At 64.6% G+C, this 19574-nt stretch carries 18 protein-coding genes; 16 read left to right on the top strand and 2 right to left on the bottom strand.

What is annotated here, in order from left to right; genetic code table 11:
• The first annotated feature begins 53 nt into the window (after nucleotides 1-53).
• From BLV60_RS22765 to BLV60_RS22690, 16 genes are all read left to right on the top strand, one after another.
• Nucleotides 54-1157, top strand: coding sequence for a nuclear transport factor 2 family protein (locus BLV60_RS22765; RefSeq protein ID WP_093057558.1), 1104 nt, complete (start codon nucleotides 54-56; stop codon nucleotides 1155-1157).
• Entirely contained in the window at nucleotides 1124-2608 is a 1485-nt protein-coding gene (locus BLV60_RS22760; protein WP_093057557.1) for a L,D-transpeptidase family protein, read from the top strand. The genes BLV60_RS22765 and BLV60_RS22760 overlap by 34 nt, the downstream gene beginning before the upstream one ends.
• Nucleotides 2609-3033: 425 nt before the next feature.
• A complete protein-coding gene (locus BLV60_RS22755) occupies nucleotides 3034-3219 on the top strand; it encodes a Flp family type IVb pilin (RefSeq protein WP_093057556.1) in 186 nt (61 codons plus the stop codon).
• A gap of 10 nt (nucleotides 3220-3229) precedes the next feature.
• A complete protein-coding gene (locus BLV60_RS22750; RefSeq protein ID WP_256329469.1) occupies nucleotides 3230-3736 on the top strand; it encodes an A24 family peptidase in 507 nt (168 codons plus the stop codon).
• Between the two features lie 74 nt (nucleotides 3737-3810).
• Nucleotides 3811-4812: a Flp pilus assembly protein CpaB gene (cpaB, locus tag BLV60_RS22745; protein WP_093057555.1), complete on the top strand. Its 1002-nt coding sequence runs from the start codon at nucleotides 3811-3813 to the stop codon at nucleotides 4810-4812.
• 39 nt (nucleotides 4813-4851) lie between these two features.
• Nucleotides 4852-6204, top strand: coding sequence for a type II and III secretion system protein family protein (locus BLV60_RS22740; RefSeq protein ID WP_093057554.1), 1353 nt, complete (start codon nucleotides 4852-4854; stop codon nucleotides 6202-6204).
• Nucleotides 6205-6240: 36 nt separating this feature from the next.
• Entirely contained in the window at nucleotides 6241-7524 is a 1284-nt protein-coding gene (locus tag BLV60_RS22735) for a CpaE/TadZ family protein (protein ID WP_093057553.1), read from the top strand.
• Between the two features lie 4 nt (nucleotides 7525-7528).
• Nucleotides 7529-8842: a TadA family conjugal transfer-associated ATPase gene (locus BLV60_RS22730; RefSeq protein WP_093057552.1), complete on the top strand. Its 1314-nt coding sequence runs from the start codon at nucleotides 7529-7531 to the stop codon at nucleotides 8840-8842.
• Nucleotides 8835-9839: a type II secretion system F family protein gene (locus tag BLV60_RS22725; RefSeq protein WP_093057551.1), complete on the top strand. Its 1005-nt coding sequence runs from the start codon at nucleotides 8835-8837 to the stop codon at nucleotides 9837-9839. Before BLV60_RS22730 ends, BLV60_RS22725 begins: the two co-directional genes overlap by 8 nt.
• Nucleotides 9836-10792 (top strand): type II secretion system F family protein, encoded by a 957-nt coding sequence (locus BLV60_RS22720; RefSeq protein ID WP_093057550.1) that lies wholly within the window; start codon nucleotides 9836-9838, stop codon nucleotides 10790-10792. Before BLV60_RS22725 ends, BLV60_RS22720 begins: the two co-directional genes overlap by 4 nt.
• Nucleotides 10789-11679, top strand: coding sequence for a tetratricopeptide repeat protein (locus tag BLV60_RS22715; RefSeq protein ID WP_176928892.1), 891 nt, complete (start codon nucleotides 10789-10791; stop codon nucleotides 11677-11679). The genes BLV60_RS22720 and BLV60_RS22715 overlap by 4 nt, the downstream gene beginning before the upstream one ends.
• Nucleotides 11676-12104, top strand: coding sequence for a DUF3613 domain-containing protein (locus BLV60_RS22710; protein WP_256329466.1), 429 nt, complete (start codon nucleotides 11676-11678; stop codon nucleotides 12102-12104). Before BLV60_RS22715 ends, BLV60_RS22710 begins: the two co-directional genes overlap by 4 nt.
• A gap of 42 nt (nucleotides 12105-12146) precedes the next feature.
• A complete protein-coding gene (locus BLV60_RS22705) occupies nucleotides 12147-12620 on the top strand; it encodes a TadE/TadG family type IV pilus assembly protein (RefSeq protein WP_093057549.1) in 474 nt (157 codons plus the stop codon).
• The gene (locus BLV60_RS22700) at nucleotides 12617-13150 is read left to right on the top strand and encodes a TadE/TadG family type IV pilus assembly protein (protein WP_256329465.1); all 534 of its coding nucleotides are present in this window, start codon (nucleotides 12617-12619) and stop codon (nucleotides 13148-13150) included. The genes BLV60_RS22705 and BLV60_RS22700 overlap by 4 nt, the downstream gene beginning before the upstream one ends.
• Nucleotides 13151-13160: 10 nt before the next feature.
• Entirely contained in the window at nucleotides 13161-15203 is a 2043-nt protein-coding gene (locus tag BLV60_RS22695; RefSeq protein ID WP_093057548.1) for a TadG family pilus assembly protein, read from the top strand.
• Nucleotides 15204-15213: 10 nt separating this feature from the next.
• Entirely contained in the window at nucleotides 15214-16647 is a 1434-nt protein-coding gene (locus tag BLV60_RS22690; RefSeq protein ID WP_093057547.1) for a sigma 54-interacting transcriptional regulator, read from the top strand.
• 15 nt (nucleotides 16648-16662) lie between these two features.
• Here BLV60_RS22690 and BLV60_RS22685 read toward each other — a convergent pair whose 3' ends face one another.
• Together BLV60_RS22685 and BLV60_RS22680 are read right to left on the bottom strand one after the other, a co-directional pair.
• Nucleotides 16663-18237 carry a TolC family protein gene (locus tag BLV60_RS22685; RefSeq protein WP_093057546.1) on the bottom strand — a complete coding sequence of 525 codons (1575 nt, stop codon included), beginning with the start codon at nucleotides 18235-18237 and terminating at the stop codon, nucleotides 16663-16665.
• Complete coding sequence (locus BLV60_RS22680; protein WP_093057545.1) at nucleotides 18234-19550, bottom strand: HlyD family type I secretion periplasmic adaptor subunit; 1317 nt, start codon at nucleotides 19548-19550, stop codon at nucleotides 18234-18236. Before BLV60_RS22680 ends, BLV60_RS22685 begins: the two co-directional genes overlap by 4 nt.
• Nucleotides 19551-19574: the final 24 nt, after the last annotated feature.

Here is a 19574-nt window from a genome sequence, read left to right as displayed (position 1 = left end):
GCCCCACTTACAATCCCTGCCGCATCACCCACCCCTACGAGGTCTTGTCCGCAATGCCCAAGAGCCCCCGGCCACGCGCCCGTTTCAGCTTCTCCCCCACCGTGCGCGCCCTGTTTCTGGCCGCGGCAACCTGTGGCGCCGTGCTCCCGGCGCTGGCCGCCATCGAGCATGAGGAGGTCGACAAGCTCATGCAGGCCGGCAAGCTCGACGAGGCCCTGACGAAGGCCGACGCCTTCCTCAAAGACAAGCCACGCGACCCGCAGATGCGCTTTCTCAAGGGCGTGATCCAGCTCGACACCGGCAAGCGCAACGAGGCCATCGCCGCCTTCACCCAGCTCACGCTGGACGCGCCCGAGCTGCCCGAGCCGTACAACAACCTCGCGGTGATCTACGCGAGCCAGAACCAGTTCGACAAGGCACGCAGCGCCCTCGAAAGCGCCATTCGCACCAACCCCAGCTACGCCACCGCCCAGGAAAACCTCGGCGACGTGTATGCACGGCTGGCCAGCCAGGCCTACAGCAAGGCCCTGCAGCTCGACCAGAACAACACGGCCGTGCAGCCCAAGCTGGCGGTGATCCGCACGCTCTTCACGCCGACACCGCCGGGCGCCAAGCCGGCAGCCCTGGTGGCCTCGGCAGCACCTGTCCCGGCGGCAAAGGCGCCGGCTCCCGCGCCAGCCCCCGCTGCGCCGCCGCCGCCAGTCAAAGTTGCAGCCGCTCCCGCACCGGTGGCCGCCGCGCCCAAGGCGCCCGAGGCAAAGGCGCCCGAAGCGGCGCCGGCTCCAGCCCCCGCACCGGCCCCCGCCGCCAGCACCGCTTCCAATGCCGAAGTCGAATCCGCAGTGCGCGCCTGGGCTTCGGCCTGGGCCAGCCAGGACATGGACCGCTACCTCGCGGCCTACGGCCCCGACTTCACGCCCACCGGCGGCCAGAGCCGCAAGAGCTGGGAAGAAGATCGCCGCGCCCGCATCGTCGGCAAGTCGAGCATCAGCGTGAACATCGAGAACCTCGCGATCAAAGTCGACGGACAGAACGCGACGGCCAAGTTCCGCCAGATCTATCGCGCGGACAACCTCAACGTTTCGAGCCGCAAGACGCTGGACCTGCAGCGCTCCGGCAATCAATGGCACATTCGCAAGGAAAGCGTCGGCGGCTAGTGGCAGACATCGTCCGGCTCGGCCGGCTTCAGAATCCCCCGTTTCGTCTGCGCAGCGGACAACTGCTCGCAGCGCTGATGACCGCATCGGCGCTGATGCTGGCGGCGCCCGGTGCGGCGCTGGCGTCGAACAGCACCCACAAGGCAGGCAGCGCCAAAGCCGCCAGCGGCAGCACCAAGGCCAAGGCTGCGAACAGCAGCCGTTCCGCCACGCGCGGTGCGAACGGCCGGTCTGCCTCCGCCAAGGGCAAGAAGGGCGTGGCCGCTGCAGAGGCCCGAACAGCTGCCGCGACGGCAACAAGGCCCACACGCAGGGCGGCATCCGCCTCCTCCATCCAGGAAGCCAGCAACGCCGAAGCCCGCCTGATCGCGGTCTATGAAATGTTTGGCCGTGGCCAGGCCCGCCCTGCGCTGGCCAAGGCCCGCGACCTGGTGCGCGACTATCCGAACTTCCAGCTTGCGCAGCTCGTCTACGGCGACCTGCTCGCGGCGCAAGTGCCCCCGTCGAATGCCCTGCCCGACACCGCCAGCATCGCGAAGATGCGCGGCAACCCCGCCATGGCCGAGCTGCACGAGGAATCGAAGCGCCGCCTGCAGGCCCTGCGCGAGCGTCCGCCGGCCAACACCGTGCCGTCGCAGTTCCTGACGCTCTCGACCCGCAGCCGCTACGCCATTGCCGTCGACGCCTCGCGCTCGCGGCTGTACCTGTTCGAGAACTCGGACAAGGGCCTGAAGCTCACGGCCGACTACTACATCTCGGTCGGCAAGTCGGGCACCGACAAGGTCACCGAGGGCGACGCGCGCACCCCGCTGGGCGTGTACTACATCACCAGCAGCCTCGATCCGAAGTCGCTGAAAGACTTCTACGGCGCGGGCGCCCTGCCCATCAACTACCCCAATCCGTACGACGTGCGGCGCGGCAAGACCGGCGGCGGCATCTGGCTGCACGGCACCCCGCCCCAGCAGTTCGCCCGGGCGCCGCTGGCCAGCGACGGCTGCGTGGTCATGGCAAACCCTGACCTGAAGCAGCTTTTGCGAAAAGTGCAAATTGGCGCCACCCCGGTGGTGACCGCGCGCAGCCTGCAATGGATTTCACAACCGCAGGCCGAAAAAGAAACCCAGTCAATTACAAGCGCTATCAATGGCTGGAAAGATGCGCGAGCCAATGGAAATGAAGCGCAATTGAAGAAATTCTATCTGCCCGATTTCCAGCGCAGCAGCAAGAAATCCACTGAAGGAATTTCGGCTGTCGACGAAGAAGTGAAATACGCGCAGGGCAAGCGCGTGCAATTCAAGGACATGTCGTACCTCCACTGGCGGGACGGTGACGACACCATGATTGTTACCTTCGGCGAAGTGTTCGAAGGCGAGAAGAGCGGACGTTCCCGGCGCCAGTACTGGTTGCGCCAGGGTACCGACTGGAAGCTCTTTCACGAAGAAATCCTGGGCTGAGGCCCGGTCGAATCCCTCTCGGCGACGGGGTCACCCCCTCAAACCCGTGACTTTTTGCTCACGGGTTTAGCCTTTTTTCACTGTTACATCTGGCCCTTTGGGGCTTCGTGCTACGTAACACGTAACGCACTTGTTCCCGTAACACCCCCGTTTCGCGCGTTCCCGGCGACGTAACGTCGCATCCCCTCTTCATGGGAGGCGCCGCGCGCCCTACAGAGGGAAAAATTCACTTCCAAACTGTCCACCAGCTGACCAGGTCTCTTCCTGGCTCGGGCTGGCAGGAGGCTTGCAGCCACCCTGCTTTACTCCTTTTGGCTAGCACACCTGGGCGAAAGTCTTGCGGGTTTGCCTTGTTGATACACGGAGTTACGCTGTATAACATCCACCTTGCAAGCCTTTGTTAACACTTCCTGAAAGGGGAAATCATGCTTAGCTCTATTACTCGTTTTCTGCGCGACGAAGAAGGTGCAACCGCAATTGAATATGGAATTATTGCGGGGCTCATGGCAATTATCTTGATTGGGATCTTTTCCGAAACAAGTGGCATCGGCAAGGCACTGATTGATATGTTCAGCTACATCGGGGGAAAGCTGCCTAAAGCGGACAGCTGAGAGCATCGATTTGCGACCGGAATTCGTCCTGCTTCTCTGGCTGGCCCTGATCGCCGTCCATGACTTTCGCAGGCGCATCGTTCCCAACTGGCTGGTGCTGTCGGGCGCCGTTGCGGCGCTCGCACAGCTCGCCCTCGGCTTCCAACCCGTGGGGATCGGCTGGTCGGAAGCCTTGCTCGGCTTTGCCGCGGGATTCGGTGTTCTCCTGCTTTTCTACGCCCTCGGCGTCATGGGAGCAGGCGACGTGAAGTTCGCAGGCGCTCTCGGTCTGTGGATCGGCCCAGCCGCACTCTTTCCTGTCTGGATCGGAGGCAGTCTTCTCGCCGCGGCTCACGGCATCCTCTGGCTGGCTCTGCAGCGCTGGCCGCTGTTTCCACGGCTCGCACTCCTGCTTTCGAGGCAACGCGCGACAGCCGAAGGCGCAGTGCCCATCGAACGCCGTGCGCGTTTTGTCCCTTATGCGGCCTATCTGTCTCTGGCCACCGCGGTATGGCTGATTTGGGGGCGACAGAGGTAATCGCACACACAGCGGCAAGCCCGCGGATCGTCGATTTCCGTGTCGCCCACCCCCTCACTTTCAACACGCCGCCCATGATCCACCTCACCAAGATAGTCGCTGCCATCCTCGTGCTGCTCGCCATTGCACTGGGTGGCTACGCGTGGATGCTCAGCCGCCAAGCGCCTCCGCCCACAAAAACCGTTGCTGCACCAACTGCTGCGCCGACGAAGGCGCGGGAAACGACAACCTATCCCGTGGTCGTCGCGTCGAAGCCCCTGCTGGCGGGACAAGTCATTGCCGCCGAGGCACTGCGCATCGAACGCCTGCCGATCAATCCCGCAGGTGCATTCCAGACGACCGCTGATGCCGTCGGCCGTGTACCGGTACTGAATCTCGGCGAGGGCACGCCGTTGCAGGAAGGACAGTTGGTCTCGGGTCTCGCGCTGCGCGTGGCAGAGGGGGAGCGTGCCGTGGCCGTCAAGGCCGACGAAGTCATGGGCGTCGGCAACAAGGTTCAGCCAGGCGACTTCGTCGATGTCTTCGTGATGTTCAAGTCAGATGGCAAGGACATCGACCGCAGCCAGGCCCGACTGCTGCTCGCACGCAAGCGCGTGCTGGCATTCGGCAGCGCTTCCGTCGACGGCATGCAGCCCAAGGGAGCCGACGGCAAGGCGGGCACGGCACAGCCACCCACACAACGCACCGAAGCAGCCAGGACAGCCGTTCTGGCAGTTGCAGTCGACGAGATCAATAGGCTGACGCTCGGCGAATCCAGCGGCCGGCTGCTGCTTGCACTGCGCAACCCGACCGACACTGCCGAGCCCGACCCCAAGCTCTTCGCGGAATTGCCTACCGCCTTGACGATCGCACCCGCCAAGCCTGGCGAACCACGCCGGGCGCCGCTTGGGGGACTGGACAAGGCGCAAGCCGGCCTGACGGCAATGGATTTTGTTTCCGGCAACGTGGCTGAAGGCAGTCGACGCCCCCATGCGGCAGCCCGGTCGCCCTCTCCCGGAAATTCCGGCCTGCCCGCACGCGGAGGCACTGAAGTTGAAGTGATTCGCGGCGAACGCAGTGAAACCGTGCGCTATTGACTGGCCGAGCCAATGACCGCCCAACAAGAAAGAAAACACATGCCGCACCGCGTGAAGTCGGACGATTTTCATCGCCAGTCCACCCGAAATGGGCCGCAGCAGTTTCGTCTCGTGTTCATTGCGCTGTCTCTCGCTTCGATCAGCGCTTTCCCCTCCATCTCGCGGGCCGCCGGTCCGCAGGCAAAGCCAGCGAGCCCGGCGCGCCAACAATCCGACACGCTCGTCATGCAGGCCGGCACGCAAAAAGAATTGCTGGTCGACAAGGGCATCGACCGCATGGCCATCGCGGACGAAGCCGTGGTCGGCGTAACGCTGACCCGAAAGGCTGCGGGTTCACCCGCCGCACGCCTCATCGTCACGGCCAAGGCCGCCGGCCGCACGACCTTGATGGTCTGGGAAAAAGGCAACCCGGCCGCCACGACTTACGCAGTGGAAGTGCGCCGCCGTGCGGCAATCGTGACGGGCTCCACCGACAGCCTCCCGGCTCACCAGCAAGCCACGGACATCGCCCTTTCGAGCGCAGACGAGAAGACCCCGCTGGTAGACCGCTCCATCGTGAACGTGCGCAGCCACACGGTGCAAGTCGAGGTCAAGGTCGTGGAGTTCAGTCGAAGCGTGTTGAAAGAAGCGGGGTTCAATCTCTCGTCCTATGGCGCCAACAGCCATGGCTTCAGTTTCAGCAACATCAGCCCGTCCGGGGCCCTCGCCGACGCATTCAGCCTTGCCTTGGGCTTCGGCAACGCCAACAAGGGCCGCGGCATGACGTTGACGTTGAATCTGCTCGAAGGTAACGGCCTCGCCCGCGTGCTTGCGGAACCGACACTGGTGGCGATGTCGGGCCAGAGCGCAAGCTTCCTCGCCGGCGGCGAGTTGCCGATTCCGGTACCGCAAAGCCTCGGCACGACGACTATCGAGTACAAGCCTTTCGGCATCGGGCTGTCGGTGACCCCCACGGTCCTGTCGAACGACCGAATCGTCCTGAAGGTCGCGCCGGAAGCAAGCGACCTCGACTACACCAACGCCCTGAGCATCGACGGCGTCGCGGTTCCCGCAATCACGACGCGCCGCGCGGACACAACCGTCGAACTCGGCGACGGCGAGAGCTTCGTCATCGGCGGCTTGGTGAGTCGCACCACGTCATCCAATGTCGACAAGGTGCCGCTGCTCGGCGACATCCCGATCCTCGGTTCGTTCTTCAGGCAGAACAAGTACACGATGAGCGAGAAGGAACTGGTGATCATGGTGACGCCGCATCTGGTCAAGCCCATCGCACGCAACACCGATCTCGCTCCATTCCTGCCGGGTACCGCAGAACAACGCGACGGCGCGGTGTGGCGCTCGATCTTCCTGGGCGGCGCAGCCAACACCGCGCTTCCAGGCTTCTCGCGTTGAAGAGACACCGGCGTGAACGCCAGAAATGCTGACCTCATGAACGCACCACGCGACAGCATTCCGGAAACGGGCGCGGAGACCTACTTGTTCGCATCGAGCAACGGCAGCCACATCACCTGGCTGACCGACGCGCTCGGGCGGCTGGGTTCCGTGGTCGTGCTTGCTCCAGACACGAAGTCGATCGACGAGCGCATCGCCCTGCTCGGTCCTGTCGCGATATTCATCGACTTTTCACCCGACCAGATGGCTGGTGCCAACCAGCTTCACCAGCGGCTTAAAAGGGACTGGCCCGCTTTGCCAGTGCTTGCCATGGGAACGTCGGCGGAGCCCACGGCGATGCTTGCAGCTCTGCGCGCGGGCGTCGATGATTTCGTCGATGTTGCAGCAGCGCCGAGTGAAGCAGTGACCACATTGAAAACACTGCTCGAGCGGCGCAGCAGCTTGCAAGGCGGTACCCGCGGCAACACCCTCGCGTTGCTTGGCGCGCGCGCTGGGCTGGGAGTGACCACGCTGGCGACCAGCCTGGCCCTCATGCTGAATGCTCAGTTGGCCCACGCGCCCGCAAGACCACCGTCGCGCGCGACGCGGCACGGGGTGGCTTTGCTAGATCTCGGCCTCCCTGCGCGCGACGGCTTGCTTTACCTCGACACCCAGAGCGGCTTCAGCTTCGTCGACGGCGTGCGCAACCTGCGGCGCCTTGACCAGACGCTGCTGCACACGGCCCTTGCGCACCACACCAGCGGTGTCGCCGTGCTGCCACTGCCCGCCAGCCTGTCGCAGGTGCGAGAGATCTCGCATGCCGATTCCGTGGCGCTGATCAAGAGACTCTCCGACTTCTTCGACTTCCAGATCGCGGACCTCGGCGGCTTCTCTACCGTCGACTTCATCGCTCAAACCCTGCGCGAGGCACAGCAGACCTGGGTCGTGTGCGACCAGAGCATCGGTGCCATCGTCTCCACAGCCAATCTGTTGAAAGAGCTTCGCGCACGCGGCGTCGAGACCGAGCAGCTATCCCTGGTCGTGAACAAATTCGACAGTCATGTCGGCCTGTCGGCGAAGGACATCGCCGAGCGCCTCGAATTGCCGCTGCTTCATGTGTTGCCCGCGCGCAGCGCACCGTTGCTGGCGGCCGCAAGCCGCGGGGAAATGCTGGTGCGTACCGCGCGTAGCGACCCCTATTCACAGGCCGTCACGGGCCTCGCTCGAAGCCTCCATCAGCAGTACATGTCCGCGTCGGGCCAACCGCCAGCGAAAGATCAGCGCTGGGTTGCACTGATGTCGCAAATCACCGGGCTCTGGAAGAGTTCAAACGAAAGTTGAGCCAATGTCCACCGATATCGAATTTGCCGACGACGATCAGGCATTCATCAATTCGCAGCAGTTCCAGGACATCAAGAGCTGGACGCACGACCATTTGCTCAGCCGCATCGAGGAGCTCGGGGCAGAGTTCGGTCGCTGGTCGCGAGCATCGATCCAGCAGTTCGTCGAGTTGGAGGTCGACAGCTTTGTACGGCTGCGCCGCGTGCCGATCAACGATCGCGAAATGCAGCTCATCTCCGACGCGCTCACAAAGGAGCTGGCGGGCTTCGGCCCGCTGGAAGACCTGCTCAACGATCCCGCGGTCGAAGACATCCTCATCAACGGGCACACGAACGTGTACGTATCGCGCAATGGCGTGCTCGAACGCGAAACGCTGCGCTTCGCCGATACCGAACACGTGATGCGCATCGTGCGCCGCATCCTTGCCCCACTGGGCCGACGGCTCGATGAAGCCAACCCGATGGTCGATGCGCGGCTTCCCGACGGAGGCCGCATCAACGTCATCATCGAACCCCTGGCCATCGACGGACTTTCGGTGTCGATCCGGAAATTCCGCAAGGAGCCGCTTACACCGGCAGACTTGGTCAAGCTGGGCACCTTCGATGCAGGCATGGCTCAACTGCTCGAGATCGCCGTACGCGCACGCTGCAACATCCTGGTCAGCGGCGGCACGAGTTCCGGCAAGACCTCTCTGCTCAACGCCCTCGCTAGCTTCATCCCGCCCGCCGAACGGGTGATCACGATCGAAGACACCGCGGAACTCTCGCTCGGCCACACCCACGTGGTGCGCCTCGAAAGCCGTCCTGGCGGCTTCGACGGCACCGGCGTGGTCTCGATCCGCGACCTGCTGCGCAACAGCCTGCGCATGCGGCCGGACCGCATCATCGTTGGCGAAGTCCGGGGCGCCGAGGTAATCGAGATGATGCAGGCGATGAACACGGGTCACGAAGGCTCGATGGGCACCATCCACGCCAGTTCGCCTCGTGAATGCCTCTATCGCCTAGAGATGCTTGCGGGCTTTGCGGGCTACCAGGGTAGCGAAGTGAGCTTGCGCCGCCAGATTGCCAACGCCATCGACTTCATTGTGCAGATCGGGCGCATGTCTGGTGGTCAACGGCGCATCGTGTCGCTGAGCGAAATCACGGGCGTCAACGACAACGTCGTGGCGATGCAGGAGCTATACCGATATGACCCGATCGTGTCGCCCGACGGCGAAGAGCGCGACCGGTGGATATCCCTCGGCATTGCACCCCACTCGCCCAAGATCACACGGTTCCGGCAGATGATGACGCGTTCGCAAGGGGATCGCCGTGGATGAGATTCTGCTGATCGTAGTTTGCCTAGCGTTGCTGCTCGCGGCGGCAGGCATTCTGCTTTGGCAATGGGCGCGAGGGCGTCAAGAGCGGCAAGCTGTCTATCGCCATCTGGCGCAGCAACTCGAGGCCAAGGCCGTTGCAGTCGCCGTGGAAGCTTCGCTGTCGGCTTCGCCGCGCACGTCGTTCATCGACACGCCCGGCAGCGGCATCGCGGCAGACCCGTGGATGAATGCCGGCGGCGAGCCACCAGCGACTCCAACCCGCAGGGCCCGCCTCCAGGCGTTATTGCCGTCCTGGCTGGAAGGTGCCATTTCGGTGCAGGCGATTGCATTGGCTGCTCTCGCGATCGTGGCCCTGAGCGCAGTGGCCGGCCTGTTCGCCGGCTGGATCGGCGCTATCGCGACATTCGTCGTGCTGCTGGCCCTGGCGCTGTTCGGGCTGTGGCTGCGTCTTCAGAAGTTTCGCCGCCAACTGGTCAGCCAGCTTCCCGCATTTATCGATTCGATGGTGCGCCTCATCACCATCGGCAACTCCACGCAAGCCGCGTTTCAACTGGCGATTTCATCGACGCAGCCACCGCTGCAAAGCTATCTCGAACGTTCGGCGAATCTGGTGCGCGCCGGCGTGGACCTCGACCGTGCACTGCACCAGACGGCGGCCAGCGTGCGCGTCGAGGAAATGTATCTCCTGGCATCTATCCTCGGGCTGGGCGTGCGCTATGGCGGACGTGCGGACCTGCTGCTGGAACGCGTTGCGAACTTCATGCGCGACCGTGAGCAGGCCCAGCACGAACTCGTCGCAATGTCGGCCGAGACGCGGCTTTCGGCGTGGATCCTTGGCCTCCTGCCCTTGGGCGTGGGCGGCTTCATCATCATCTCCAACCCGGGCTACTTCCTGCGGATGTGGTACGACTCCACCGGCCAGATGATGATCTTCGGTGCGGTAGGCCTGCAGTTGCTCGGCACCGTGCTGCTCTATCGACTGGCGAGGTTGACATGATGTTCACTCCCGCGCAGCTCGCCGTTTGGAGTCTCGTGTTGCTGGCGCTGGGTCTTTGCACCGCAGCAGCTGGCCTGCTGGTCAACGAAGTGCGGCGCGCCCAGCGCAGCAAAGCCTTGGGCCGGGCACTTCACCGCGACGATGCAGTCATCGATGCAGTCGTCGATGCTTCATCGGAAGTCGAGGCCGCGAGACGCGCCGACGCCGACCTGCCGTTGCATTGGCTCAATACCCGGATCGGCAAGGCCCTGGTCGCCGATGAAGACCGGCGGTTGATCGATCAATGCGGCTTTTCTTCGATGCGGGCGCAACTCGTTTTTCTGGTGACACGGATCGCGCTGGCAATTCTGCTGCCCACGCTGGCTCTGTTGTTCTGGCCCGGTCTCGTCTCGACGAGAAAGCTGACCATCATTGCAGCATCGGCCATCGGCATTGGTTTCATGGTCCCGAAATGGTTGCTCGGCCGACTCGCCGCCAAGCGGCGCGAGCGCGTGGCACATGAGCTGCCGCTCTTCATTGACCTCCTTCGGCTTCTTCAGGGCGTAGGCTTGAGCCTCGACCAGAGCCTGCAGATCATGGCCAACGATTTCGCACACGTCATGCCGGTACTGGGCCATGAGCTGACGCTCGCCAACAGCCAATACAGCCGCGGCCGCACGCGCGAACATTCGCTTGCGCGCCTCGGAACCTTGCATGCGAACGAAAACCTCGCGGGCATGGTCTCCTTGCTTGTGCAGGTCGATCGTCATGGCGGTGCCGTCCAGGAACCCCTGCGCATCTTCAGCGACCGATTGCGCGAACACCGCAAGTCGGAAATGAAAGCACGCATCGGCAAGATCACCGTGAAGATGACCGGCGTGATGGTCAGCACGCTTCTGCCGGCGCTCGTGATCGTGACCGCTGGCCCAGGCTTCATCGCCATCATCCGTTCACTGGGAGCCATGTCCAAATGAACATCGTCTTGCAAGACTCAAAGTGCGCTTGCGCGCTGCTCGTGGCCCTGGTGATGCTGGCCGGCTGCGGTGGGCCCAAAGGCCTGTATCCGGCAGCCGCCGATGCGCAACAGCGGATGGCGGCAGAGACTGCTGCGACGCAGAAGAACGCGACGAACATCGACACCGCCGCAACGTACATGAAGCTCGTCGAGCAGATGCAGACGGACGGCCTGTGGTTCGCATCGCTTGCGCATATCGATGCCCTCGAGCAACGCTGGGGCGTATCTCCCGAATCGAGTCGCCTGCGTGCCGACGCACTGCGCCAGACGGGCGAGACGGCAAGCAGTGAGGCTTCTTACAAGCGCCTGATTGGTACCCCGCTCGAAGGCGCCGGCTACCACGGCCTCGGACTGCTGGCAGGCGGGCGCGGCGACTATTCCACAGCCGTCGCACTGCTGAAGGAAGCACAACGGCGCAACCCTACCGACGCAGTACTTCTGAGCGACCTCGGTTACGCCAGCTTGCGCGCGGGACTCATCGCGCAGGCGCGCCTGCCGTTGATGCAAGCGCTGCAACTTCGCTCCGACAATACCCAGGCACAAGCCAACCTCGCGCTGTACCTCGAGGTTACGCAACAGCAGGCCCAAGCCGACGCACTGATGGAGGCCCACCGCATGTCGCCCGCAACACGCGCCGCGATTCGCGAGAGCGCACGTCAACTTGGCAGTGCGCCTTTGGCTTCCGCGCAGCCTACTCCCCAACCTGCGATTGCACGCGCGAGTGCTCCGGACGACAACGCCATACCCCTGCGTCTCAAGGCCGCACGCTGGCCAGGCATGGGCGGAGCGCAGGCCAATGCAGGTCCGGCCACCTCCATCAGCCCGATCACACGAGGTACAGAATGAACAATCGCCTTCCCCGCTCCAACACCGCCTGGCCCGTGACCGGACTCGCCCTTGCGCTGATGGTCGCCGCCGCTTCCGCGCAGACCGCACCCACCGCGCTCGCACCCGAGGCGAAACCGACACCACAAGCAACCCCTGTGGCTGCACCGGCCTCGGGCGCTTCGATGCAAGAAGGCGTCGGGCAGGCGGCAGCGTATGAAATGGCCGACTTCGAGGACGCGCCGCCCTTGCAGGTTGGGGACGCTGCATCGAGCCTGCTCGCATGGCAACGCGATGGCGGCATCGCCTCGCCCACTCCGCGTCCGATTGCGGGCGATGTCGCACGGCGAAGCTACGAGCGCTATCTGAAGAGCTTCGAATACCCGATCCCCGAGCGGCTGAACTCGACGGTCAAGACCGGCAGCAACACGAGCGGCAGCAAGTAGGCCGCCAAGGCGGCGTTCCTGCTCGAACCACCACCGCACACCATGAGACTCTCGCCCCCTCGGACGAATCCGCGCACCCAGCGCGGCGTCTACGCGCTTGAGTTCGCGATCGCCTTTCTGATCTTCTTCACCCTGCTCTACGCCATCATTTGCTACGGCGTCCTTTTCGCCATTCGCTTTGGCCTGCAGAACGCCGCCGAGGACGGCGCGCGCGCCGCGCTTCGCTATCCGGTCGGCGCGACAACCAGAGCCGCGAAGGCGTACGACGTCGCGCGCGATCAGGCCAGCGGCCTGCTGCCCATCGCCCCGACCGTGGACGCCAAGATCTGCCAGGTAGCCAGCAACGACTGCTCGGCCACCCGCGTGTGCAGCATCCTCTGGGAACAGCGCTGCCAGATCGTAGTCACGATCACGGCATCGGGCCTCAAGGACATGCTGCCGCCGCTCCCCGCTTTTGCCGTACCCGACACCCTGGTTGCCAAGGCGAGCATGCTGCTCGACGGGAGGACACCATGATGAAGCGCGTCGCAACGCCACGGGAAGGGGCCCGATTCGCCACTGGCCGCCAATGCCGTCAACGCGGCATTGCGGCGATCGAGTTCGCGTTCACGTTCACGTTCCTGTTCCTGGTCATCTATGGCATCGCCACGTTCGGGTCGGTCTTGTACGTTCAGCAGGCCGTATCGCGGGCCGGCGAGGACGGCGCGCGCGCGCTGTCGCAGCCGTCGATGATGGGTCTTTCGGACGACGCCCTGCGCAAGCAGCGGGTCCAGGACGCCGTCCATGAATCGTTGGCTGGTTCGCTGGTCGTGCCGGAAGCCAGCAATGCCGACTCGACGAGCCGCCTCGGTTGGATCAAGAGTCATGTGACCGTGACGGTGGTGATGACGGGCGCGGGCGGCTCGGCTCCCGCCACGGGTGCAGTAGTGACCGTGGCCTATCCCTACAGCGCGAACCGGTTGCTGCCGTCGCTGCCTCTCCTGGACACCAGTCGTTGGATGCCGGATACCGTCACGGGCCGGGCGGCCGCCGCGCTTCCGTCCTGAAAGGCACGCCATGAGACATGAATCGCCATCTCTTCGCCAACGGCATCGCGGCTCGATCCTGGTCAACACGGCCATTGCCATGAGCCTGATCCTGATCGTTCTGATCGGAACGGAACTCGGCTACCTGTTCTTCATGAAGCGGGAACTGCAGAAAACCGTTGACCTCGCCGCGCTGGCTGGTGCGCAGGCATTGAAGCCCTCGGCATGCGCGCCCGCACAACAGGCAGCGAAGGACAACGCCGCCAAGAACTTCCCTGTCGGTATCGATCCTCTGGTAAATGCCGAGGTGGAATGCGGGAACTGGGACCCGCTCTCTCGCACGCCTCCGCTCTACTTCGGCGCGCCGAATCCGGGAGAGCAGTTGAATGCGGTGCGCATCTCCATCACGCGAAGCCCTTCGATGCTGCCGCTTTCGTTCACCGGTAACGCGCAGCATTCGATCGTCGTCTCGGCGATCGCCTACCAGTCGGTTCCCCAGGCGATGCTCAGCATCCGGAGCACGCTGCTGACTGTTGACACGACCAAATCCGCACTGCTGGACACCGTCTTCGGCAAGCTCCTGGGCGGCAACGTGGCGCTCACCGCGGTTGGCTGGCAAGGCTTGGTGACCACCCAGGTCAACCTGCTGTCTTTCCTGGATGCCATCGCACTGCAGGTCGGCCTGCAGGCTGGCCAGTACGAGCAGGTGCTCAACTCGCAAATCACAGCAGGCAAGCTGCTGCAGGCACTCGCAACGGTTCTCCAAAAGAACGGGGCCTTGGCGGACGTGGCACTCAACGGTTTCAACGACATGGTGGCCCTGACCACGCAAGTCTCCAACGTCCAACTCAGCGTTGCCGAGATCCTGGGCGTAGCCACAGGTACGCCCAGCAGCGCCCTGGACGTCAACCTGCAGGCCTTCCAGCTGACGCAGGCCTTCGTGCAACTTGCGAATAGCCAGCATGCGGCCACCGTCAGCGCGCCTGCCAATCTGCTGGGCCTGGCCAACGTCGTTACCACCGTCAAGGTCATCGAACCGCCACAGGTTTCAGCCATCGGAAATCCGGAACTGGCCATGCTAGATCCGTTAGGGGCCAACGGCATCCGCGTGCGCACGGCCCAGGTGCGTGCGCTGATATCGGTGGATTTCACGACCGCGCTGAACGGTGTCACCGGCCTGCTCAACGAGGTTCTCAAGCTGACGCAGCCCGTGACCGATCTGCTCAACAGCCTCCTTCATCTAGACTTGGTTGGCGTATTGAGCAACGTGCTCTGCATCGGTTGCGAAAATAAGGTGACGGACCTGCGCCTGGTGTCATCGCCGTTTCGCATCGACATCAACCTCGACGTTGCCGCAGGGAAGGCGCGCGTCGACAAATACAGCTGTCCTGCTGGCGGCAGTAAGACGCTTTCCGTGATTGCAGACACCTCGGCTGCCACCCTGCGCGTGGGGAAGATCGGCAACAGTGCCGCGGATGCTGCCGCACAAGCCTTCGCCAGCAAAGATCCCCCGAATGTCGAACCCATTCCCCTGGTTGATATCGGTTCGATGACTGTCAGAAAGACTTGCCTCGCACTGCTTTGCTCCTACTCCTGGAAAAAGGGAAACACCTGGGTCCCCGACAGCCAGAAGAGCACAGCCGATCGCCAGGCCTTCGCCGGAGGCGGCATCGGCCTGATGACCAATACCCCCGTACTCGGATCGAGCGATACCTTGGACTTCGCAGCACCGGCGGATGCCAACCTGCCCGACATCTCTGCCACCCAGATACCCACGCCCTACCAGCCCGTGGTCGCGAGCAACCTTGTCGGCAGCCTGAGCCAGACCTTGGCGCAGATCGACATCCACATGTACAAGCCGTCGGTCGACAGTGCCCTCGGCGACCTGCTGGTGGGCGTTGGAAACATTATCGACACGGTGGTTGGATTGTTGCGTGGAGTGATCTCCAGCGCACTTTCACCCCTTCTGGATCCTCTGGTGAATACATTGATCACGGCGCTGGGCATCGATCTCGCGAAGACCGAAGTGGGAGCAAGACTCACGTGCCAAGGTGGAGCGCAACTGGTTTATTGAATCGATTTTTATGAGCGCCTCCAACTTCGACGAACTCGACCTCTTTGTCTGGGAAGGCAAAGCCGACATCCTCGACCGCATCGCGCGGTGCATGGCGAGCTTCGACGTGGAGGTGATCCGGGCCGATGGCCTGCCGCCTCCGCCGCAGGATCGCGGTGCCGCGCTGCGTCCTTCGGTGGCGATCATCAGCGTCACTGTCATCGACAGCGGCGGGCTGGCGCATGCCACCGAGCTGCTGCAGGGCATGCCGGTGATCTGGGTTGCGGCGGGGTCGCGCGAGCGCGATTCGCGCACTTATCCGCCCGAATATCTGCACGTGCTGCCGTACGACTTCACCTGCGCGGAGTTGCGCACGATGGTCGCGAAGCTGGTGCGGCAGTTGCGCGCGCGCGAGGTTGCGCCGCAGCCGCCCGATGTGCTGGTGGCGCACTCCGAAGCAATGAAGGCGCTGCTGGCCGAGGTGGGCGCCTTTGCCGACTGCGATCACAGCGTGCTGGTGCGCGGCGAAACGGGCGTGGGCAAGGAGCGCATTGCGCAGCAGCTGCACCTGGGGCACCAGCACTACAGCAAGGGCGCGTTCGTGGCGGTGAACTGCGGCGCGATTCCCGACGGGCTTTTCGAGTCGCTGTTCTTCGGCCACACCAAGGGGTCTTTCACGGGCGCGGTGCATGCGCATCGCGGCTACTTCGAGCAGGCCACGGGCGGCACGCTGTTCCTCGACGAAATCGGCGACCTGCCGCGCTACCAGCAGGTCAAGCTGCTGCGCGTGCTGGAAGACAGTGCGGTCACGCGGCTGGGCGCGACGGCGCCGGTGCGCGTCGACTTCCGGCTGGTGGCGGCCACCAACCGCAACCTGCGCGAGATGGTGGCGAGCGGCGAGTTCCGCGCCGACCTGTTCTACCGGCTCGCTGTGATCGAGCTGCACGTGCCCAGCCTCGAAGAGCGCGGCGAGGTCGACAAGATCGCGATCTTCAAGGCGCTGCTGACCAACGTGCTGGGCGACGAGCTCGAAACGCTCGGCGAAACGCCGCACTGGCTCAGCGACGCGGTGGCCGAGACCTACTTTCCGGGCAACGTGCGGCAGCTGCGCAATCTCGCGGAGCGCGTGGGCGTGATCGCGCGGCAACTGCACGCCTGGGACCAGAACCTGATCCAGCGCGCGATCGCACTCACGCGCGGCACGCCCGCGCCGGCGATCTTCGCCGACCGCAATGGCATGGGCGGCGGCAGCAGCAACGGCAATGGCAGCTCGCTCGATGGCAGCGCCGACCGCAAGGGCTGGAACAGCAGCGAGCGCAATCGCATCATCGCGGCGCTGGAGATCAACGACTGGAAGCGCCAGGACACCGCGCAGCACCTGGGCATCAGCCGCAAGGTGCTGTGGGAGAAGATGCGCAAGTACCAGATCCTCGACGGCGAGCCAGGCATCCCCGAAGACGCCTGACCGACGACAGCGGCCTCAGGGCGTCGAAAGGCGCGGGGTCTTGCGCAGCGGCGGGTTCGCTCCAGCCGCGTCCACGCTGCGCTCGGCCACCGGCTCGCTCGCGCAGGCCGTGTTGCTCGAGATACAGAGCTTTGCCAGCAGGCCGTCTTCCGTCAGCACCTGGCGGCTGGGCGCGCCGAAGAGGCGGTCGATCCAGCCGTTGGTGCCCACCGGGTCGATGCGCAGTTCTCCAGTGGTGCGCGCCAGGCGCAGCTCGGAGATGCGCAGGTCGAACACGCCGTCGACGTAGTCGAACAGCAGCGTGTAGTAGTCGAGCTGCGCGTCGAGCACCTTGGGCAGGGTCTCGCGGCCGAACTCCATCAGGCGGCGGCGGCCGCGGAAGGCCTGGCCGGCGGTGCTGACGGCTTCCATCAGTTGCTTCTCGCGCTCGCGGCCGGAGACGGTGCGCGACCACGATGCCGACGTGAGCTCGAACAGGTTGAGCTTCACGCCTTCGAGCTTGGCTTCCTGGTTGGCGACTTCGGCCAGCGCCGACTTCAGGCGCAGCTGCCGGTCGAAGCCGTTGCCGAAGTTCCAGTTGAGTTCGACGGCCGCGCGCGTCGGGTCCTGCGGCGAAACGCCGCGCGGGTCTTTGCTCTTCACGAGCACGGCGTCGAGCGACGGGTAGAGGCTCGCGTCCTGCTGGTCGGCCAGCGCCTTGGCGCGGTCGATGCGGCCCTGCGCCTCTGCAATTTCAGTGCTGCGCGACTCTGCACGGCGCAGCGCCTCTTCCTGCGAGCCGATGCGCCATTGCGTCGGTGCCGCGAGCACGGGCAGCGACTCGGGATTGGGCGAGAACTTGAAGTAGTTGCGGAACTTGGCGAGCGCCTCGTCGCGCTGCGCCTCGAAGTCGGACTCGCGCGCGGCCACCAGCGCGCGCCGCGAGGCGGCCATGTTCAGGTCGTTGTCACCGCTCACGCCCAGCGCCACGCGGCGGGCCTCGGCCTTGGAGATTTCGGCCACCACTTCGGTGGCCTTGTGTGCGATCTGCTTCTTGAGGTCGAAGCGCTGCACCTGCAGGTAGGCGGTAAGCGCGTCCAGCACCACCTTCTGCGAGGTGGTGATGACGGCTTCGTCGTCCGCCTGGTTGCCCGCTTCGGCGGCGCGCTGCGCGGCGCTCATGGCACCGCCGTCGATCAGGCTCATGCGCGCCTCGGCGGTGAGCACGGTGTAGCTTTGGGTCTTGGCGTTTTCCGCGCCGCTGTTGTAGTTGCCGGACGAAGTGCCGAGCTTGAAGCGCGGGTAGCGCGCCTGCTTGGCCGCATCCACGCTGTAGCTGCTGGTGTTGGCTGCCGCCTGCGCGGTCTGCACTTCAGGGTATTCCTGCGACAGCGTTATCAGGGCCTGCTTCACCTGCTGGGTGTAGCTCGCGGCGCCGAGCGACGGCGGGGACAGGCGGCGCGCAAGCATGAGCGTGGCACCTGCCTCCTGCTGCTGCTGTTGTTGCTCCTGCGCAAAGGCAGCGGGTGGCAGCGCGAAGCTCGCGCACAACGCTGCGCAGACAGCGCCGGAGCCCATGCGGCGCAGGTCGACCGGTTTGCGGTACTTCATGGTTCGCGGAAGGCTTCGCGCCGCAGCTTGAGCACAGGTCGCAGGATGTACCAGATGAACGGGTCGGTGCCCACACGCAAGTCCACTTCGGACTCCATGCCGGCGGTAATGCGGTTCTCGTCGCGCCCCACGTGGGACTGAGACATGCTGATGAGCAGCCGGTAGTACGGCGCACCGCTGGAAATGGCCGGGTCGCGGTCGGCATCGGCCGCCACCAGCTTGACCTTGCCGTCGACCGCGCCGTAGCGCAGGTAGTCGTAGGCGGTGATCTTCACCCGCGCCTGCTGGCCCACTTCGATGAAGCCGCGGTCGTTGGGATTGAGCCGCGCCTCGACCATGATTTCGTCCTCGTCGGGCACCACTTCGAGAATCGACTCGCCGGGCTTCACCACCCAGCCCGGGCTGGAGTTGCGCAGGCCCTTGACGATGCCGTCCGACGGCGCCTTCACCACCGTGCGCGAACGCTGGGTGCGGGCACGCGCCAGGTCTTCGCTCAGGCTGGCGAACTGGCGCTCGACCGTGGCCAGTTCATCCGATGCGCGGCGGCGAAAGCGCCCTTCGGCCTCGGCCATCTTGGCCTGCGCCTCGGTGATGGAAGCGTTGGCCGAAATCACGCCCTGGCGCGCCACCGCGAGTTCGCTGCGCGCGCTCTCGGCCTGGCGCCGCTTCTCCAGCACCTCGACCTGGCCGACCAGCTTCTCGCTGAGCAGCTGCTCGGAAATTTCGAGTTCCTTTTGCGCCAGCACCAACCGGTCGCTCAAGCCCTTGACCTTGGCCTGCTGCTCCAGCTGCTTGCTGCGCGCCTGCTCCAGGCCCGACACGGCGCCGGCCATCACGCCGCGCTGTTCGAGCGCGCGCGCCTGGTAGGCGCCGGTCTCGCCTTCGAACACGGCCTCGTCGATGTCGGCGGCAAAAGATTCGCGCTTGAGCGGCTGGCCGCGGCTCTCGGCGATGAGGCGCACGCGGGTAGCCTGCGTGGCGGCATAGCGGGCAGTGAGTTCTTCGAGGTTGAGGCCGCTGCCGCCCAGGTCGATCTCGACCAGCGACTGCCCCTGCTTGACCTTGTCGCCTTCCTTCACCAGCACGTTGCTGACGATGCCGCCTTCCAGGTGCTGGATCGACTTGACGCGGTCAGAAGGGATCACGCGGCCGGGCGCGACCACCACGGTCTCCATCGGGAAGCCAAGGCCCACCAGGGCCAGCACGCCGATCGCGCCGCCGATGATCCACTGGCGCCGCCGCCCCTGCGGCGAGGTCTGGGCCGCGCGCTTGTCGTTCTCGTCCTGAAGAATCTGCGGCAAATCTGATTTCAAGTCGCGTCCCCGGTCACTCGTCAT

The organism is Variovorax sp. YR634 (genome assembly GCF_900106655.1).
Lineage (GTDB): Bacteria > Pseudomonadota > Gammaproteobacteria > Burkholderiales > Burkholderiaceae_C > Variovorax.
Note: the sequence above shows the minus strand (reverse complement) of the source record. Positions and strands in the feature narration are given on the sequence as shown.

Coding starts and splice junctions, on each gene's coding strand:
- BLV60_RS22765 (WP_093057558.1), top strand. CDS start 54: ATGCCCAAGAGCCCCCGGCCACGCGCCCGTTTCAGCTTCTCCCCCACC.
- BLV60_RS22760 (WP_093057557.1), top strand. CDS start 1,124: ATGGCACATTCGCAAGGAAAGCGTCGGCGGCTAGTGGCAGACATCGTC.
- BLV60_RS22755 (WP_093057556.1), top strand. CDS start 3,034: ATGCTTAGCTCTATTACTCGTTTTCTGCGCGACGAAGAAGGTGCAACC.
- cpaB (WP_093057555.1), top strand. CDS start 3,811: ATGATCCACCTCACCAAGATAGTCGCTGCCATCCTCGTGCTGCTCGCC.
- BLV60_RS22740 (WP_093057554.1), top strand. CDS start 4,852: ATGCCGCACCGCGTGAAGTCGGACGATTTTCATCGCCAGTCCACCCGA.
- BLV60_RS22735 (WP_093057553.1), top strand. CDS start 6,241: ATGAACGCACCACGCGACAGCATTCCGGAAACGGGCGCGGAGACCTAC.
- BLV60_RS22730 (WP_093057552.1), top strand. CDS start 7,529: ATGTCCACCGATATCGAATTTGCCGACGACGATCAGGCATTCATCAAT.
- BLV60_RS22720 (WP_093057550.1), top strand. CDS start 9,836: ATGATGTTCACTCCCGCGCAGCTCGCCGTTTGGAGTCTCGTGTTGCTG.
- BLV60_RS22715 (WP_176928892.1), top strand. CDS start 10,789: ATGAACATCGTCTTGCAAGACTCAAAGTGCGCTTGCGCGCTGCTCGTG.
- BLV60_RS22710 (WP_256329466.1), top strand. CDS start 11,676: ATGAACAATCGCCTTCCCCGCTCCAACACCGCCTGGCCCGTGACCGGA.
- BLV60_RS22705 (WP_093057549.1), top strand. CDS start 12,147: ATGAGACTCTCGCCCCCTCGGACGAATCCGCGCACCCAGCGCGGCGTC.
- BLV60_RS22700 (WP_256329465.1), top strand. CDS start 12,617: ATGATGAAGCGCGTCGCAACGCCACGGGAAGGGGCCCGATTCGCCACT.
- BLV60_RS22695 (WP_093057548.1), top strand. CDS start 13,161: ATGAGACATGAATCGCCATCTCTTCGCCAACGGCATCGCGGCTCGATC.
- BLV60_RS22690 (WP_093057547.1), top strand. CDS start 15,214: ATGAGCGCCTCCAACTTCGACGAACTCGACCTCTTTGTCTGGGAAGGC.
- BLV60_RS22685 (WP_093057546.1), bottom strand. CDS start 18,237: ATGAAGTACCGCAAACCGGTCGACCTGCGCCGCATGGGCTCCGGCGCT.